16 protein-coding genes are annotated in these 17,074 nt (G+C 64.0%); all 16 read left to right on the forward strand.

Annotation, left to right across the window (positions count from 1 at the left end):
- Positions 1 to 4 precede the first annotated feature (4 nt).
- The 16 genes from dnaJ to SR858_RS01085 all read left to right on the forward strand — a co-directional run bounded on the left by dnaJ (position 5) and on the right by SR858_RS01085 (position 17,068).
- Positions 5 to 1,132, forward strand: coding sequence for a molecular chaperone DnaJ (gene dnaJ / locus SR858_RS01010; RefSeq protein WP_019923741.1), 1,128 nt, complete (start codon positions 5 to 7; stop codon positions 1,130 to 1,132).
- 99 nt (positions 1,133 to 1,231) lie between these two features.
- Entirely contained in the window at positions 1,232 to 1,909 is a 678-nt protein-coding gene (gene can / locus SR858_RS01015; RefSeq protein ID WP_019923742.1) for a carbonate dehydratase, read from the forward strand.
- Between the two features lie 89 nt (positions 1,910 to 1,998).
- On the forward strand, positions 1,999 to 2,868 hold the full coding sequence (locus SR858_RS01020; RefSeq protein ID WP_026637620.1) for a TauD/TfdA dioxygenase family protein: 870 nt from the start codon (positions 1,999 to 2,001) through the stop codon (positions 2,866 to 2,868).
- A gap of 23 nt (positions 2,869 to 2,891) precedes the next feature.
- A complete protein-coding gene (locus SR858_RS01025) occupies positions 2,892 to 3,899 on the forward strand; it encodes an ABC transporter substrate-binding protein (RefSeq protein WP_019923744.1) in 1,008 nt (335 codons plus the stop codon).
- A gap of 1 nt (position 3,900) precedes the next feature.
- Positions 3,901 to 4,869 (forward strand): ABC transporter ATP-binding protein, encoded by a 969-nt coding sequence (locus SR858_RS01030; RefSeq protein ID WP_051120376.1) that lies wholly within the window; start codon positions 3,901 to 3,903, stop codon positions 4,867 to 4,869.
- Complete coding sequence (locus tag SR858_RS01035; protein ID WP_019923746.1) at positions 4,869 to 5,741, forward strand: ABC transporter permease; 873 nt, start codon at positions 4,869 to 4,871, stop codon at positions 5,739 to 5,741. Before SR858_RS01030 ends, SR858_RS01035 begins: the two co-directional genes overlap by 1 nt.
- A 157-nt stretch (positions 5,742 to 5,898) precedes the next feature.
- A complete protein-coding gene (locus SR858_RS01040) occupies positions 5,899 to 6,528 on the forward strand; it encodes an ANTAR domain-containing response regulator (RefSeq protein WP_019923747.1) in 630 nt (209 codons plus the stop codon).
- 273 nt (positions 6,529 to 6,801) lie between these two features.
- Complete coding sequence (locus SR858_RS01045; RefSeq protein ID WP_084670105.1) at positions 6,802 to 8,085, forward strand: CmpA/NrtA family ABC transporter substrate-binding protein; 1,284 nt, start codon at positions 6,802 to 6,804, stop codon at positions 8,083 to 8,085.
- 39 nt (positions 8,086 to 8,124) lie between these two features.
- On the forward strand, positions 8,125 to 9,027 hold the full coding sequence (gene ntrB, locus SR858_RS01050; RefSeq protein WP_019923749.1) for a nitrate ABC transporter permease: 903 nt from the start codon (positions 8,125 to 8,127) through the stop codon (positions 9,025 to 9,027).
- A gap of 11 nt (positions 9,028 to 9,038) precedes the next feature.
- Complete coding sequence (locus SR858_RS01055) at positions 9,039 to 9,845, forward strand: ABC transporter ATP-binding protein (protein WP_019923750.1); 807 nt, start codon at positions 9,039 to 9,041, stop codon at positions 9,843 to 9,845.
- Positions 9,845 to 10,513 carry a methyl-accepting chemotaxis protein gene (locus tag SR858_RS01060; RefSeq protein ID WP_019923751.1) on the forward strand — a complete coding sequence of 223 codons (669 nt, stop codon included), beginning with the start codon at positions 9,845 to 9,847 and terminating at the stop codon, positions 10,511 to 10,513. Before SR858_RS01055 ends, SR858_RS01060 begins: the two co-directional genes overlap by 1 nt.
- 11 nt (positions 10,514 to 10,524) lie before the next feature.
- A complete protein-coding gene (gene cobA, locus SR858_RS01065) occupies positions 10,525 to 11,295 on the forward strand; it encodes a uroporphyrinogen-III C-methyltransferase (RefSeq protein ID WP_019923752.1) in 771 nt (256 codons plus the stop codon).
- Between the two features lie 304 nt (positions 11,296 to 11,599).
- A complete protein-coding gene (locus SR858_RS01070; RefSeq protein ID WP_019923753.1) occupies positions 11,600 to 12,904 on the forward strand; it encodes an MFS transporter in 1,305 nt (434 codons plus the stop codon).
- A 21-nt stretch (positions 12,905 to 12,925) separates the two neighbouring features.
- Complete coding sequence (gene nirB, locus SR858_RS01075; protein WP_019923754.1) at positions 12,926 to 15,475, forward strand: nitrite reductase large subunit NirB; 2,550 nt, start codon at positions 12,926 to 12,928, stop codon at positions 15,473 to 15,475.
- Between the two features lie 10 nt (positions 15,476 to 15,485).
- Complete coding sequence (gene nirD, locus SR858_RS01080; RefSeq protein ID WP_019923755.1) at positions 15,486 to 15,833, forward strand: nitrite reductase small subunit NirD; 348 nt, start codon at positions 15,486 to 15,488, stop codon at positions 15,831 to 15,833.
- A complete protein-coding gene (locus SR858_RS01085; protein ID WP_019923756.1) occupies positions 15,830 to 17,068 on the forward strand; it encodes an NAD(P)/FAD-dependent oxidoreductase in 1,239 nt (412 codons plus the stop codon). Before nirD ends, SR858_RS01085 begins: the two co-directional genes overlap by 4 nt.
- Positions 17,069 to 17,074: the final 6 nt, after the last annotated feature.

Consider the following 17,074-nt stretch of genomic DNA (forward strand, 5'->3'; position numbering starts at 1 on the left):
CAATATGGCAAAGCGTGATTTCTACGAGACACTCGGTGTCGCAAAAAACGCGTCGGAAGACGAAATCAAGAAGGCCTACCGCAAGCTGGCCATGAAGTACCATCCCGACCGCAATCCGGACGACAACGAGGCTGAAGGCAAGTTCAAGGAAGTCAAGGAAGCCTACGAGATGCTGACCAATCCGGAAAAGCGCGAGGCGTATGACCGTTACGGTCACGCCGGCGTCGATCCGAACAATGGTGGTGGCGGCTTCGGCGGCGCCGGCGGTTTCGGCGATGCCTTTGGCGATATCTTCGGCGACATCTTCGGTGGCGGCGCAGGACGCGGCCGCAGCGCCGGCCCGCAGGTCTATCGCGGCGCCGACTTGCGCTACAACCTCGAGATCACGCTGGAGCAGGCTGCCCACGGCTTCGACACCACGATCCGTGTACCGTCCTGGGACAAGTGCGACACCTGCCACGGCAGCGGCGCCAAGCCGGGCACGTCGCCGGTCACCTGCACCACCTGCGCCGGCCACGGCCAGGTACGCATGCAGCAGGGTTTCTTCAGCATCCAGCAGACTTGCCCCAAGTGCCACGGCACCGGCAAGATCATCCCGGAACCATGCCCGGCCTGCTCGGGCCAGGGCCGCATCAAGCGCAACAAGACCCTGGAAGTCAAAATCCCGGTCGGTATCGACAACGGCATGCGCATCCGCTCGTCGGGCAACGGCGAGCCGGGCACCAATGGCGGGCCATCGGGCGACCTGTACGTGGAAATTCACATCAAGCCGCACGCGGTCTTCCAGCGCGAAGGCGACGACCTGCATTGCGAAATGCCGATCTCGTTTACCAAGGCAGCGTTGGGCGGCGAAATCGAAGTGCCGACCTTGTCTGGTAAAGTGTCGTTTACGATTCCCGAAGGTACCCAGTCGGGCAAGACCTTCCGCCTGAAAGGCAAGGGCATCAAGGGCGTGCGTTCCGGTTTCGCGGGCGACCTGTTCTGCCACGTGGCGGTCGAAACGCCGGTCAAGCTGACCGAAAAGCAAAAGGACTTGCTGCGCGAGTTTGAAAAATCGACCACCGAAGGCGGCAACAAGCACAGCCCGCAGACCAAGACCTGGCGCGACAAGGTGAAAGATTTCTTCGAGTAACCGCTTGTAAACATTGCGTCATGCAGCACCGGTAATATCTGACCGCCGCGCCGCCCATTCCGGGTGGACCGGCGGTCTCTTTATGTACGAGAGGACACCATGAAAGACCTGGAACAAAGCACTTCCCCCCTGCGCGGCCTGCTGGAAAACAACCGCCGCTGGGCCGCTTCGGAAGTTGAGCGCGATCCCGATTTCTTCAACCGCCTGGCCAACCAGGCCGCGCCCGAGTACCTGTGGATCGGTTGCTCGGACAGCCGGGTGCCTGCGAATGAACTGCTGGGCCTGGCGCCGGGCGATGTGTTCGTTCACCGCAATATCGCCAACGTGGTCGTGCACTCCGACCTGAACTGCCTGTCGGTGCTGCAGTTCGCCATCGACATCCTCAAGGTCAAGCACGTGATCGTCGTCGGCCACTTCGGCTGCAAGGGCGTGCACGCGGCCATGACCGGCACCCGCGTGGGCCTGGTCGATAACTGGCTGCGCCACGTGCACGACGTGCACCAGAAGCACGAACGCTACATGGGCACCGTGGTCAACGAACAACGCCGCTCGGAGCGCCTGGTGGAATTGAACGTGATCGAGCAAGTCTCCAACGTCTGCCGCACGACCATCGTGCAGGACGCCTGGGATCGTGGCCAGGAACTGACGGTGCACGGCTGGGTGTACGGCATCCAGGACGGCAAGCTGCAGGAGCTGGGCATGAGCGTGTCCTCGCTGGCTGAACTGGCGCCGCGCGTGGAGCAGTCGCTGGCGCGGTACGAGACGGTTGCCGTATAAAGCTTTCTTATATCGTTAGCCGATAAGCTTCGTTTTACAAATAAGGAACGCGGTCTAGACTGGTGGCACACTGATTTCGGAGCTGTGCCATGTCTGCCGTTCTCCAAGCTATGTTCGAGGTCGAAGTGTTCGATGCGCCTTTGGGTGCGGAGATCCTCGGCCTCGATTTGCATCATCCGCTGCCTGCGCGCGATTTCCAGCGCATCCACCAGGCGCACCTCGATCACCACTTGCTGGTGTTCCGCGACCAGCGCATCACGCCGCAGCAGCAGGTCGATTTCAGCCGCCGTTTCGGGCCGCTGCAAATCCATGTGCTGCGCAACTTCCAGCTGCCGTCCAACCCGGAAGTGCTGGTCATTTCCAACATCATCGAGAACGGCCAGCCGATCGGCCTCGGTGATGCCGGCCATTTCTGGCATTCCGACCTGTCGTACAAGGACAAGCCCAGCCTGGGCTCGATGCTGCACGCGCAGGAGCTGCCGGCCGAGGGGGGCGACACCTTGTTCGCCAATATGCACCTGGCGTGGGATACGCTGCCGGCCGCCTTGCGCCACGCCGTGCGCGGGGCGCGCGCCGAGCATAGCTACCTGGTGCAATACGAGGAACTGCGCCGCCGCAACCCGTGGCGCCCGGCGCTCACGCCAGCGCAGATCGACGAAGTGCAGCCGGTGGTCCACCCGGTGGTGCGCACGCACCCGGAGACGGGGCGCCAGGCGCTGTTTGTGAGCGAGCATTTCACCACGCGCATCGTCGGCATACCGGACGACGAGAGCCGCGCGCTGCTGGCAGAACTGTTCGCCCACAGCGTGCGCCCGGAGCACGTGTATCGCCACCGCTGGGCGCCGCACGACATGGTGTTCTGGGACAACCGCTCGCTGATGCACCTGGCGGCCGGCACGCCCGACCACCTGCGCCGCAAACTGTATCGCACCACCATCGAAGGCGATGTGCCTTTTTGAGACTTTTTGACCACGGGACCACCATGACCACTCTGTTCAAACGTACCATCGCCGCCAGCCTGCTGCTGGGCTTTGCCGCCGCCGCCCCCGCCCATGCCGAAGGGACCATCAGCATCGCGCGCCAGTTCGGCGTGGTGTATGCGCTGCTCAACGTCGCCGAGGACCAGAAGCTGATCGAAAAACACGGCAAGAAAAACGGCCTCGAGATCAAGGTGGAGTGGAAACAGCTGTCCGGCGGCGCAGCCGTCAACGATGCCTTGTTGTCGGGCGCCGTCGATATCGCCGGTGCCGGCGTGGGGCCGCTCTTGACCATCTGGGACCGCACGGCGGGACGCCAGAACGTAAAAGGCGTGGCGTCGCTCGGCAGTTTTCCGTACTACCTGGTGAGCACCAATCCCAAGGTCAAAACCATCGCCGACTTTACCGAGAAGGACCGCATCGCGCTGCCTGCGGTTACCGTGTCGGTGCAGTCGCGCATCCTGCAATACGCGGCGGCCAAGCAATGGGGCGAGAAGGAATTCGCGCGGCTCGACAAGTTTACCCAAACCCTGCCGCACCCGGATGCCGCCGCCGCGTTGATCGCGGGCGGCACCGAGATCAACGCCCACTTCGGCAACCCGCCGTTCCAGGAGCAGGAACTGGCCGGCAATCCGAATGCCCACATCGTGCTCAATTCCTACGACGTGCTGGGCGGCCCCAGCTCGGCCACCGTGTTGTACGCCACCGAAAAATTCCGCAACGAGAATCCGAAAACCTACCGGGCCTTTACCGCCGCGCTGGCCGAAGCCGCGCAGTACGCGAGCACCAATCCGGAAGGCGCGACCGATGCGTTCCTGCGCGTGACCAAGAGCAAGATCGACCGCGCGCTGGTGCTGAAAGTGTTTAAGAATCCGGAAGTGAAATTCAGCGTGGAGCCGCAAAACACCCTGGGCCTGGCGCAGTTCCTGTACCGCGTGGGCGCGATCAAGAAGCAGCCGGCCAGCTGGCGCGACTACTTCTTCGAAGACCCCGTGATTACCAAGGGTGGCTGACATGGCGTTCCAGATCGTTCGCGCCGCACCACCGCCGGCGCCACTGCTGCGGGCGGAAAATGTCAGCCTCGAATACGGCGCCGTGTGCGCCACCCACGAGGTGAGCTTCGATGTGTATCGCGGCGACCGCTTCGTGCTGCTGGGGCCTTCGGGCTGCGGCAAGTCGTCGCTGTTGAAGGCGGCGGCCGGCTTCATCAAGCCAGCCGGCGGCGCCATCAGCATCGACGGCCGTGAAGTGACCGGGCCGGGACCGGACCGCATGGTGGTGTTCCAGGAATTCGACCAGCTGCCGCCGTGGAAAACAGTGCGCGAAAACGTGATGTTCCCGCTGTTGATGACAAAACGTCTGAACCGCCACCAGGCCGAAGAACGCGCGCGGCACTGGATCGCCAAGGTGGGCCTGGCCGGTTTCGAGAACGCCCATCCGCACACGCTGTCGGGCGGCATGAAGCAGCGGGTGGCCATCGCCCGCGCGCTGGCGATGCAGCCCGATATCCTGCTGATGGACGAACCGTTTGCCGCGCTCGACGCGCTCACGCGGCGCAATATGCAGGAAGAGCTGGGGCGGCTGTGGGAAGAGCTGCGCTTTACGCTGCTGTTTGTCACGCACTCGATCGAGGAGGCGCTGGTGGTCGGTAACCGCATCCTGCTGCTGTCGCCGCACCCGGGGCAGGTAAGAGCGGAGTTGAACAGCCACCAGTTCGGGCTGGCCAGCGCGGGCAGCGTGGAGTTCCAGGCGGCGACGCAGCGTATTCACGGTTTATTGTTTGGCGGGGTGGAGGATGCATCAGGCGCGCCCGAAGCCGCCACCATCAATACCAGCCCCGTCATTTCCAACGTCATCCTCGCGCACGCGGGGATCCATGCTGAGTATCCCATCACGCGGTCTATGGATCCCCGCCTTCGCGAGGATGACGGGGCGGGGGCGCGGGCCGATGGGAACGTATCCCGGATTGCGGAGAAAGCCTGATGAGCCTTAGTCTCGAACCCCCGATCCGCCAGGAGTACGAATATACCCCCGCCGCCGCCACACTGCGCATCGCCCCCGGCCCTGCGCCATTGGTGCGCCGCCTGCGCCAGCAAACCTGGCTGCGCAAGACGTTGATCCTCGCCGCACTGGCCGTGCTGTGGGAGGCCATCGCGCGCTGGCAGCACAATGACCTGCTGCTGCCGAGCTTCCTGCAAACGGCCAGCGCCTTTTTTGACGGCATCGCCAGCGGTGAACTGCTCGACCGTATCCGCACGTCGCTGGCCGTGCTGGTCCAGGGTTACGCCGCCGGCGTACTGGCCGCCTTCGTACTGACCGCGCTGGCCGCGTCCACCCGCGTGGGCCGCGACCTGCTCGAAACGCTGACGTCGATGTTCAACCCGCTGCCGGCGATTGCCTTGCTGCCGCTGGCGCTGCTGTGGTTCGGCCTGGGCAAGGGCAGCCTGATCTTCGTGATCGTGCACGCGGTACTGTGGCCGCTGGCGCTGGGCGCATACGCCGGCTTCCAGAGCGTGCCCGAAACGCTGCGCATGGCCGGCCGCAATTACGGCTTGAGCGGGCTGCGGCTGGTACTGCACATCCTGGTGCCGGCAGCGCTGCCATCGATACTGTCGGGCCTGAAGATCGGCTGGGCGTTTGCCTGGCGCACCCTGATCGCGGCCGAACTGGTCTTCGGCACCACGTCGGGGCAGGGCGGCCTGGGCTGGTACATCTTCCAGAACCGCAACGAGCTGTATACCGACAAGGTGTTTGCCGGCCTGGCTGCCGTGATCCTGATCGGGCTGCTGATCGAAAACGCCGTGTTCCGGCCGCTCGAACGCATCACGGTGCTGCGCTGGGGAATGCAGCGCTAGGGTGGGAATGAGGTACCCGGTGGCATTAAATCGACAGAAGCCCCGATAAACTGGCAAAAATTTGGTGTTGTGCCTTAGAATCTGCGCATGCACATCAAAACGACTGGTTTGGTTCTTGCTTGCCTTACAGCCCAGGACCAACCCGCTGCCACCTCCCATGACCACGCGTAACCTGCGCATTGTTGTCGTCAACGCCCTCATCCATCCCGGGAGCGAGGACGACGAGGCCATGCACGCCCAGGTCGAACGGGCGCGGATACTGCGGCTTGGGCTGCTCGAGGCCGGTTACGACATCGTTGCCTCGCTGCCGCCGGACATGTATTTGCCCGACCGCATAGCCCAGTTACAGCCGGACATGATCATCGTCGATGCCGAGTCCGATGCGCGCGACGTGCTCGAGCACATCGTCATCGCCACCCGCGACGAGCGCCGCCCCATCGTGATGTTTACCGAAAGTGAAGACACGGCCAGCATGGAAGCGGCCGTCGCGGCCGGCGTGTCGGCGTACATCGTGGCCGGACTGCAGAGCGACCGCATCAAGCCGGTGCTCAACGTGGCGTTGGCGCGGTTCAAGCGCGAGCAGAAACTGCTCGACGAACTGTCCGACACCAAGAGCAAGCTGGCCGAGCGCAAGATCATCGAGCGCGCCAAGGGGCTCTTGATGGAGCGCCAACATTTCAGCGAAGAGCAGGCGTACCAGAAGCTGCGCAGCATGGCCATGAGCAAGAACCTCAAGCTCTCGGAAGTCGCGCAGCGTATTCTGGATGTCGAAGACCTGCTCGGATAATCTTTATTTTGTTTTTCGCGTCCAAAATGAGGCGCGTGCTCACCAACGGTGCGCGGGTGCGGTGCATTGTCGTCAATTCCCTTACCTTCCCCCTGTGACAGCCCGCTGGCACAGACATTGCATAGTCTTAAACCAAGCGCAACGCTGCGCTGCTGAACCTCGCCAACGGCGGTGAGGGTCACAAGACAACGACGTCTACCATCACGCGAATGCGTTCGCGGGGGTAGGCGTTTTTTTTGGTCCAACGGTTTTGCTGACTACTAAGGGAACGCCATGAAAGAAACACCAAATATCGCCGACAACGCCTTGCCACCGACCCCGGCCGACGTTAATGTCACGCGCAGGAAAATCATTCATGGCGCAAGTCTGGTCGCAGGAGGAAGCATGTTGGGTTTGGCAACTGGTGGTGTGTGGGCGGCAGGTTCCGATAAACCGGAGAAGGAAGAAGTCAAGATCGGCTTTATTCCACTGACCGACTGCGCGTCGGTGGTGATGGCGTCGGTGCTGGGGTTCGACAAGAAGTATGGCGTCAAGTTCGTGCTGAGCAAGGAGGCCTCGTGGGCCGGCGTGCGCGACAAGCTGTCCAATGGCGACCTCGATGCCGCCCACGTGCTGTACGGCCTGCTGTACGGCGTACAGATGGGCATTGGTGGACAGAAGAAGGACATGGCGGTGCTGATGGGCCTGAACAACAATGGCCAGGCCATCACGCTGTCGAAAAAGCTGGCCGACAAGGGCGCCGTCGATGGCGCCAGCTTGGCCAAGCTGATGCGCACTGACAAGCGCGAGTACACGTTCGCCCAGACCTTCCCGACCGGCACCCACGCCATGTGGCTGTACTACTGGATGGCCGCCAACGGCATCAACCCGATGAAGGACGCCAAAGTGATCACGGTGCCGCCGCCGCAGATGGTGGCCAATATGCGCGTCGGTAATATGGACGGCTTCTGCGTGGGCGAACCGTGGAACCACCGCGCCATCATGGACGGCATCGGCATCACCGCCACCACCACCCAGGACATCTGGAAGGACCACCCGGAAAAAGTGCTGGGCTCCACCCTGGAATTCGCCAAAAAATATCCGAACACCTGCCGCGCCATGATGGCCGCCATCCTGGATGCGGGTAAATGGATCGACGCATCGCTGGCCAACAAGAACAAGATGGCCGAAGTGATCGCCGACAAGTCGTATGTCAACACCAGCAAGGACGCGATCGACCAGCGCATCCTGGGCCGCTACCAGAATGGCCTGGGCAAGACCTGGGACGACGCCAATCACATGAAGTTCTACAACGACGGCCTGGTGAACTTCCCTTACCTGTCGGACGGCATGTGGTTCATGACCCAGCACCGCCGCTGGGGCCTGCTCAAGGACGACCCGGACTACCTGGCCGTGGCCAAGTCGGTCAACCAGATCGACCTGTACAAGGATGCGGCGGCGATGACCAAGACACCGGTGCCGAAAAGCCCGCTGCGCACGTCCAAGCTGGTGGATGGCGCAGTGTGGGATGGCTCGAACCCGAAGGCGTTTGCCGCCTCGTTCAAGATCCGCGCTTAAGTTGCAGTAGTCCGATTCATCGTCCTTTGAAGGAAAGCCATGAACGCCATGCTCCAACCCGACAGCGCCAAGCCGCTCGATACCGAAGTCCTCGAAGCTGGAAAGCCGGCGCGCCGCCCGCGCCGCGCGCTGGCCGCCAATTCCAGCGCGCGCGTGCGCCAGCAGCTTTCGGCCACCGCCATGAAAATCGTCGCGCCATTGGTGGGCGCCGCCTTGCTGGTGCTGATCTGGCAGCTGATCACCATCAAGAACGCCACCTTCCCGACGCCGCTGGTGACATTCCACGAAGCGGTCAAAATGTTCTCCGATCCGTTCTATCGCAACAGCCCGAATGACCAGGGCATAGGCTGGAACCTGCTGGCGTCCTTGCAGCGGGTGGCGGTGGGCTTCGGCCTGGCTGCGCTGGTCGGCATCCCGCTCGGCTTCGTGATCGGCCGCGTGAAGTTTGTCAGCGCCATGTTCAGCCCCATTATCAGCTTGCTGAAACCGGTGTCGCCGCTGGCCTGGCTGCCGATTGGTCTGCTGGTGTTCCAGTCGGCCAACCCCGCTGCGATCTGGTCGATCTTCATCTGCTCGATCTGGCCGATGATCATCAACACCGCCGTCGGCGTGCAGCGCGTGCCGCAGGACTATATGAACGTGGCGCGCGTACTGAACCTGTCGGAGTGGAAGATCCTGACCAAGATCTTGCTGCCATCGGCGTTGCCGTATGTGCTGACCGGCGTGCGCCTGTCGATCGGCACCGCGTGGCTGGTGATCGTCGCGGCCGAAATGCTGACCGGCGGCGTGGGCATCGGCTTCTGGGTATGGGACGAGTGGAACAATTTGAATGTCCCGCACATCATCATCGCCATCGTGGCCATCGGCTTCGTGGGCCTGCTGCTGGAACAAGCCCTGATGGCGCTGGCCCGAGCTTTCACCTACGAACAAGTGTCGAACTAAGGAGCATGGCCATGGACGAATCGAAATTCATCGACATCGAGGGCGTGGAGATGGTCTTCCACACCAGGAAGGGTGTATTCCACGCGCTGCGCGAGATCGACCTCACCGTCGCCAAGGGCGAGTTCATCACCCTGATCGGCCACTCGGGCTGCGGCAAATCGACGCTGCTCAACCTGATCGCCGGGTTGACCCGCCCCACCGACGGCGTGCTGCTGTGCGCCAACCGCGAGATCGCCGGGCCGTCGCCCGAGCGCTCGGTGGTGTTTCAGAACCACTCGCTGCTGCCGTGGCTTACCTGTTACGAGAACATCCACCTGGGCGTGGAACGCGTGTTCGGCAAGACCGATTCGAAAGCGCAGCTGCGCGAGCGCACCATGGCGGCGCTGGCGCTGGTCGGTTTGACAGCCGCCGAAACCAAGCGCCCCAACGAAATCTCGGGCGGCATGAAGCAGCGCGTGGGCATCGCCCGGGCGCTGGCGATGGAACCGAAAGTACTGCTGATGGACGAACCGTTCGGCGCGCTCGACGCGTTGACCCGGGCCCACCTGCAGGACGAGCTGCTCAAGATCGTCGCGGCCACCAAGTCCACCGTGGTGATGGTGACCCACGACGTCGATGAGGCGGTGCTGCTGTCGGACCGCATCGTCATGCTGACCAACGGCCCGGCCGCCACCATCGGCGAGATCGTCGAGGTGCAGCTGGACCGTCCGCGCGACCGCGTGGCGCTGGCGCAGGATGCGCGCTACATGGCATATCGCACCGCCGTGCTGGAGTTCCTGTACCGCAAACAGGCGCATCCGGCCAAGGACGCGGCCTGATGGACATGAACACCCGCCACCTGGAAAGCGAGGCCAAGGCGCTGTCGGGCGAAGTGTTCGGGGCCATGATCAACCTGTCGGGCCGGCGCCGCTTCACGTCGCAGCGCATCGTGCTGTACGCGGTGCTGGCGTCGCAGGGGCAGGAGGGAGCCGAGACCATCGCCCGCGAGGCGCTGGCCCTGTTCCGGGGCGCCCACAAGGCGCTGCTGGCGGACGCCGACGGCTTGCCAGGCGTGTTCTGCGCCGAACTGCGCGAAGCGTACTTCGGCAAGCTGGCCGGCGACCGCGAGATCGTCGCCTTTGCCGAGCAGGCCGACCGCACGCTGGCGGCCATCGCCAGCCCGCACGGCAAGGGCGCGGCCGACGGGCTGCTGGCCGAACTGGTGCGCCTGACCACGCCCACGCTGGCGATCCTCAACCAGATCACCAGCGTCTATGAGGAACAGGCGAAATTGCACGCGCGGCTGATGAAAAAGCAGCTGCGCGGCGTGATCACCGATATCGAGAAGATCAACAAGCAGGCGCGCATGGTGGCTTTCAATGCGCGCGTGGTGGCGGCGCGCGCGGGCCAGGCCGGGCGCGAGTTTGCGGTGGTGGCGGGCGTGCTGTCCGGGATCACCGATGAAATCGACCAGATGGTCAATACCGCGCTGGCCGCGGCAGCTTGAAGGGACTACCGATGAATACCCAAGGCAGTGTCACCCTGGTGGGCGCCGGACCCGGCGACCCGGAACTGTTGACCATCAAGGCCGTGCGCGCCATCGAGCGCGCCGACGTGCTGCTGATCGACGACCTGGTCAACCCGCAGGTGCTCGACTACGCACCGGCGAGTGCCCGGGTGGTCCACGTTGGCAAACGCGGCGGCTGCGCATCGACGCCGCAGGAATTCATCGAACGGCTGATGGTCGCCGAAGCGCGCGCCGGCCACCACGTGGTGCGCCTCAAAGGCGGCGACCCGTACATGTTCGGGCGCGGCGGCGAGGAACGCGCCACCTTGCGCGCGCAAGGCATCGCAGTGGACGTCATCCCCGGCATCAGCAGCGGCCTGGCCGCACCGACCAGCATCGGCGTGCCGGTCACGCACCGGTCGTGGAGCCAGGGGGCCACGTTCGTCACCGGCCATGGCAAGGATGCCGCGTCGGAGCCGAACTGGCAGGCGCTGGCGCAAAGCCGGCTGACGCTGGTGATCTACATGGGCGTGGCGCGCGTCGAGTCCATCGTGGCCGGCCTGCTGGCCGGCGGCGCAGCGCACGACACGCCGGTGGCGGTGGTGCAGGCGGCCACGCGCGACAACCAGCGCAAGCTGCTCACCACCCTGGGCGAGCTGCCGGAGGCGCTGCGCGCCAGCGGCCTCGGTAGCCCAAGCATCATCGTGGTGGGCGACGTGGTGCGCTGCGCCGACGACTGGCAGGACCTGGCGGTGGCTGCACCGCTGCAGGCCAGCGCCTGACGGCTGGCTGCACCGCCATGGCGCACTGATACCGTGCGCCATGCACCGCCAGCTTGCACCAGCCAGTCTTTTCATCTCCGCACCAATTCCCCGCAAAGCCGCATTCCCCCTCTGTAGCGCCCTCAAACACCCATCTGGCACGCCTCTTGCAATACCCAAGGCAAGAGGTCAACGGCGATCTCCCTGCAGCACACGAATACATAGCCGGTCCAAAGACGGACTGGCAGGACAACGGCGTCCGCCCAACCCGGTCTTTATGGCCCGGTTGCGCGGGCGCCTTTTTGTTTTCTGAACGGGATAAAAAATGGCCACCAAAGCTAACAGCATCAAGCTCCTCTCGATCTCAACGCCGCAGATGCGGGCGTTCCACCTGACCTGGATGGCGTTCTTCGTCTGCTTCTTCGCGTGGTTCGCCTGCGCGCCGCTGATGCCCGTCATCAAGGGAGAATTCAACCTCTCCGGCGCGCAGATCGCCAACATCAATATCGCCGCAGTGGCCATTACCATCCTGGTGCGCCTGATCGTCGGCCCGCTGTGCGACCACTTCGGCCCGCGCAAGACCTACACCGGCCTGCTGCTGCTCGGCGCCATCCCTGTCATCGGCGTCGCTTTCGCCCAGAGCTACGAGAGCTTTTTGTTCTTCCGTCTCGGGATCGGCGCCGCTGGCGCGAGCTTCGTCATCACCCAGTACCACACCTCCGTCATGTTCGGCCCGAAAGTGGTGGGCACCGCCAACGCGGCAGCTGCCGGCTGGGGCAATGCGGGCGGCGGCGTGGCGCAAGCCGTGATGCCGCTGTTGATGACCGCGATGATCATGCTGGGCGTGTCCGAAACCTTTGGCTGGCGCGCTGCGCTGATCGTGCCGGGCGTGCTGATGATCGTCATGGCCTTTGTTTACTACCGCTACACGCAGGACTGCCCGCAGGGTAATTTCAGCGAGCTGCGCGCCGCCGGCATCGCTATCGACGGTGGTAAAAAGGGGGGCTGGGAGAGCTTCAAGCTCGCTGCCGCCAACTACCGCGTGTGGCTGCTGTTCATCACCTACGGCGCCTGCTTCGGCATCGAGATCTTCATCCACAACATCGCTGCCATCTATTACGTCGATCACTTCAACCTGACGCTGGGCCAGGCCGGCATGGCTGCCGGCAGCTTCGGTTTGCTGGCGCTGTTTGCCCGCGCCCTGGGCGGCTGGGCGTCGGACAAGTTTGCCGCACGCGGCAACCTCAATCATCGCGTCACGCTGCTGTTCGTGCTGATGCTCGGTGAGGGGGCGGGCCTCTTGATGTTCGCCCACGCCAGCACTGCCGTCCTGGCGATTGGCGCCATGCTGATCTTTGGCCTGTTCACCCACATGGCCTGCGGCGCGACCTACGCCGTGGTGCCGTTCGTCGATAAACGTGCGCTCGGCGGCGTGGCCGGCATCATCGGCGCCGGCGGCAACGTCGGCGCGGTGGCCGCAGGGTTCCTGATGAAGGGCATGGGCGACGTCCAGCAGACGCTCTCCATCCTCGGCATCGTGGTGGCAGCCACCGCCCTGTGCGCACTGGCGGCGCGCTTCTCCAGCAGCACCATCGAAGAAAACGTCATCGCCTCCAAGCTGGCAGCGTAGTTACAACATCAAGGAAAAAATATGAAAATCATCGTCATCGGCCACGGCATGGTCGGCCACAAATTCCTCGAGTCGCTGGCCACCGGCGGCGCGCCGAACCTGCAAGTGACCGTGCTGTGCGAAGAGGTGCGTCCCGCCTACGACCGCGTGCACCTGTCCGAATTCTTTGCCGGTAAAACGGCCGAGGACCTGTCGCTGGTCAAACCTGGCTTCTTCGAACGGGACGACATGGTGCTGCGCCTGAACACCCGTGCCACCGCCATCGACCGGACCAATAAAACCGTCACCACCGGCGACGGCGATGTGCTCCCGTACGACAAGCTGGTGATCGCCACCGGTTCGTTCCCGTTCGTGCCGCCGCTGCCGGGCAAGGAACGCAAGGACTGCTTCGTGTACCGCACCATCGAAGACCTGGAAGCGATGCTCGAATGCGGCGCGCGCTCGAAGACCGGCGTGGTGATCGGCGGTGGCCTGCTGGGCCTCGAATGCGCCAAGGCGCTGCGCGACCTGAAACTTGAGACGCACGTGGTGGAATTCTCGCCACGCTTGATGGCGGTGCAGGTCGACGAAGGCGGCGCGCGCGTGCTGCGCCGGAAAATCGAAGAATTGGGCGTGACGGTCCATACCGGCAAGAACACCACGGCGATTGTCGATGGCGTCGATGGTATCGATGGCAAGGAAGGTGGACGACAGCGGCTGGAATTCGCCGACGGCGGCCACCTCGATGCCGACATGATCGTGTTCTCGGCCGGTATCCGCCCGCGCGACATGCTGGCGCGCGAGTGCGGCCTGACGGTGGGCCCGCGCGGCGGCATCGAGATCAACAACAACTGCGTCACGTCCGACCCCGACGTGTATGCGATCGGCGAATGCGCGCTGTGGGGCGGCATGATCTTCGGCCTGGTGGCGCCGGGCTACGAGATGGCGCGCGTGGCGGCCAGGCACATGCTGGGCGAAGCGGGCGAGTTCGCCGGCGCCGACATGAGCACCAAATTAAAGCTGATGGGCGTGGACGTGGCCAGCATCGGCGACCCGCACGGCAACGTGGCAGGCAGCCGCTCGTACCAGTTCACCGACGAGCGCAAGCAGATCTACAAGAAGATCGTCGTCTCCGACTGCGGCAAGTACCTGCTCGGCGGCGTGATGGTGGGCGACGCGGCCGAATACGGCACGCTGCTGCAAATGATGCTCAACAAGATCGAGCTGCCCGAGTCGCCGGAGTTCCTGATCCTGCCGCAGTCGGACGGTGCGGCCAAGCCGGGCCTCGGCGTCGATGCGCTGCCGGAAGGCGCGCAGATCTGCTCGTGCAATGATGTCTCGAAAGGTGCGATCTGCGCGGCGGTGGCCGGCGGCGCCACCACCATCGGCGACGTCAAAAGATGCACCAATGCCGGCACGTCGTGCGGCGGCTGCGTGCCGCTGGTGACGCAGGTGATGAAGGCCGAGATGAAAAAGCTCGGCATGGCGGTCAACAACCACGTGTGCGAACACTTCGCGTACTCGCGCCAGGAGCTGTTCCACCTGATCAAGGTCGGTCAGATCAAATCTTTCGGCGACCTGCTGGCCAAGCATGGCAAGGGCCTCGGTTGCGACGTGTGCAAACCGCTGGCCGCCAGCATTCTGGCGTCGGTGTGGAACGACTTCGTGCTGAAAAAGGAGCACGCCAGCCTGCAGGACACCAACGACTACTTCCTCGGCAATATCCAGAAAGACGGCACCTACTCGGTCGTGCCGCGCATGCCGGGTGGCGAAGTGACGGCCGACGGCTTGATCGCGGTCGGCATGGTGGCCAAGAAGTACGGGCTATACACCAAGATCACGGGCGGCGCCCGCGTCGATCTGTTCGGCGCGCGCGTGGACCAGTTGCCGCTGATCTGGGAAGAGCTGATCGCGGCCGGCTTCGAATCGGGCCACGCCTACGGCAAGTCGCTGCGCACCGTCAAATCGTGCGTGGGTTCCACCTGGTGCCGCTATGGCGTCGATGATTCGATAGGCCTGGCCATCGAACTGGAAAACCGCTACAAGGGCTTGCGCACGCCGCACAAGATCAAGTTCGGCGTCTCGGGCTGCACCCGCGAGTGCGCGGAAGCGCAGGGCAAGGACGTGGGCATCATCGCGACCGAAAAGGGCTGGAACCTGTACGTGGCCGGCAACGGCGGCATGAAGCCGCGCCACGCCGAGCTGCTGGCCACCGACCTCGATAAAGCCACGCTGGTGCAGTACATCGACCGCTTCCTGATGTTCTACACCCGCACCGGCGACCGCCTGCAACGCACCAGCACCTGGCGCGAAAACCTCGAAGGCGGCCTCGATTACCTCAAGCAGGTCGTGGTGCACGACAAGCTGGGGATCGCGGCCGACCTGGAAGCGGACATGCAGCACGTGGTGAACACCTACGCGTGCGAGTGGAAGGAAGCCGTGGAAAACCCGGAGACGCGCAAGCGCTTCCGCCATTTCGTCAACAGCGACAAGGGTGACGAGAACGTGCTGTTCATGGAAGAGCGCGGCCAGATCCGGCCAGCCACCGTGGAAGAACGCAAGCGCGTGATTCCGATTGCCGTTACCGCCTGAGGAGAATGCCATGCATCGAGATATTCAAACCGACCACTGGATCGCCGTCTGCCAACTGGACGACATCGTCCCCAATACGGGCGTGTGCGCCCTGCTGAACGGCGCCCAGGTGGCCGTGTTCCACGTCGATGACGGAGACTCACGTGTATTCGCCATCGAAAACTACGACCCGAACTCCGAAGCGTCGGTGCTGTCGCGCGGCCTGGTGGGGAGCGTGGGCGAACGCATCGTGGTCGCGTCGCCGATCTACAAGCAGCACTTCGACTTGCAGACCGGCGAATGCCTGGAATCGCCGGCGCACTCGGTGGGCACGTACCCGGCACGCATCGCCGACGGCACAGTGTGGGTAGGCCTGTGAATACGTCCGAGGCCCCCCCCGCCAGGCAGGCGCTGGTCGTCATCGGCAACGGCATGGCCGGCATGCGCACGGTCGAGGAGCTGCACAAGCTGGCGCCGGACCTGTACGACATCACCGTGTTCGGCGCCGAGCCGCATGGCAATTACAACCGCATCCTGCTCTCGCCGGTGCTGGCCGGCGAAAAGAGCATGGACGACATCATGCTCAACACGCGCGAATGGTATGTCCAGCATGGCATCACGCTGCACGCGGGCGACCCGGTCGAACACATCGACCGTAAAAAACGTATCGTGCGTGCGCGCTCTGGCCTGGAGGTGCGCTACGACCGCCTGCTGATCGCCACCGGCTCCAAGCCGTTCATCATCCCGGTACCGGGGCACCAGCTGCGCGGCGTGCTGGCCTTCCGCGACATCCAGGACGTGGAAACCATGCTGGCCATGGCCCGCAACCACCGCCACGCGGTCGTGATCGGCGGCGGCTTGCTGGGACTGGAAGCGGCCAACGGCCTGCAACGCCAGGGCATGTCGGTCACGGTGGTGCACGTGGGCGACGCGCTGATGAACCAGCAGCTCGACAAACCGGCTGCGCTGCTGCTGCAAAAGGCGCTGGAAGCCAAGGGTTTGCAATTTCTGATGAACGCTCATACCGCCGAAATCACCGGCACCGACCGCGTGACCGGCGTGCGCTTCAAGGACGGCACCGAGATCCCGGCCGACCTGGTGGTGATGACCGCCGGGGTGCGTCCCAATATCGAGCTGGCCAAGGCGGCCGGCCTGCATTGCGACCGCGCCATCGTGGTGGATGACACCTTGCAAACCTATGATCCGCGCATTTATGCCGTGGGCGAATGCGTGCAGCATCGCAGCGCCACATTCGGGCTGGTGGCGCCGATCTGGGACCAGGCGCGCGTGTGCGGCGCCCACCTGGCCGGCGCCGGCGTGCGCCGCTATGTGCAGCAAACCTCGCCCACGCGCCTGAAAGTGACCGGCGTCGATTTGTACTCGGTCGGTGACTTCATCGGCGGCGAGGGCAGCGAAGACCTGGTGCTGCGCGATGCGCGCCGGGGCGTGTACAAGCGGCTGGTATTGAAGGACAATCGCGTGACCGGCGCCGTGCTGTATGGCGATGTGAAAGACGGTCCGTGGTATTTCGGCCTGATCCAGAACCGCACCGACATCAGCGCCATCCGCCAAAACCTGTTGTTCGGCGAGGCGCTCAGCGCCAGGGCCGCGTAGCGAAAC

Origin of the sequence: Duganella zoogloeoides (genome assembly GCF_034479515.1) — a bacterium.
Classification (GTDB): domain Bacteria; phylum Pseudomonadota; class Gammaproteobacteria; order Burkholderiales; family Burkholderiaceae_D; genus Rugamonas; species Rugamonas zoogloeoides.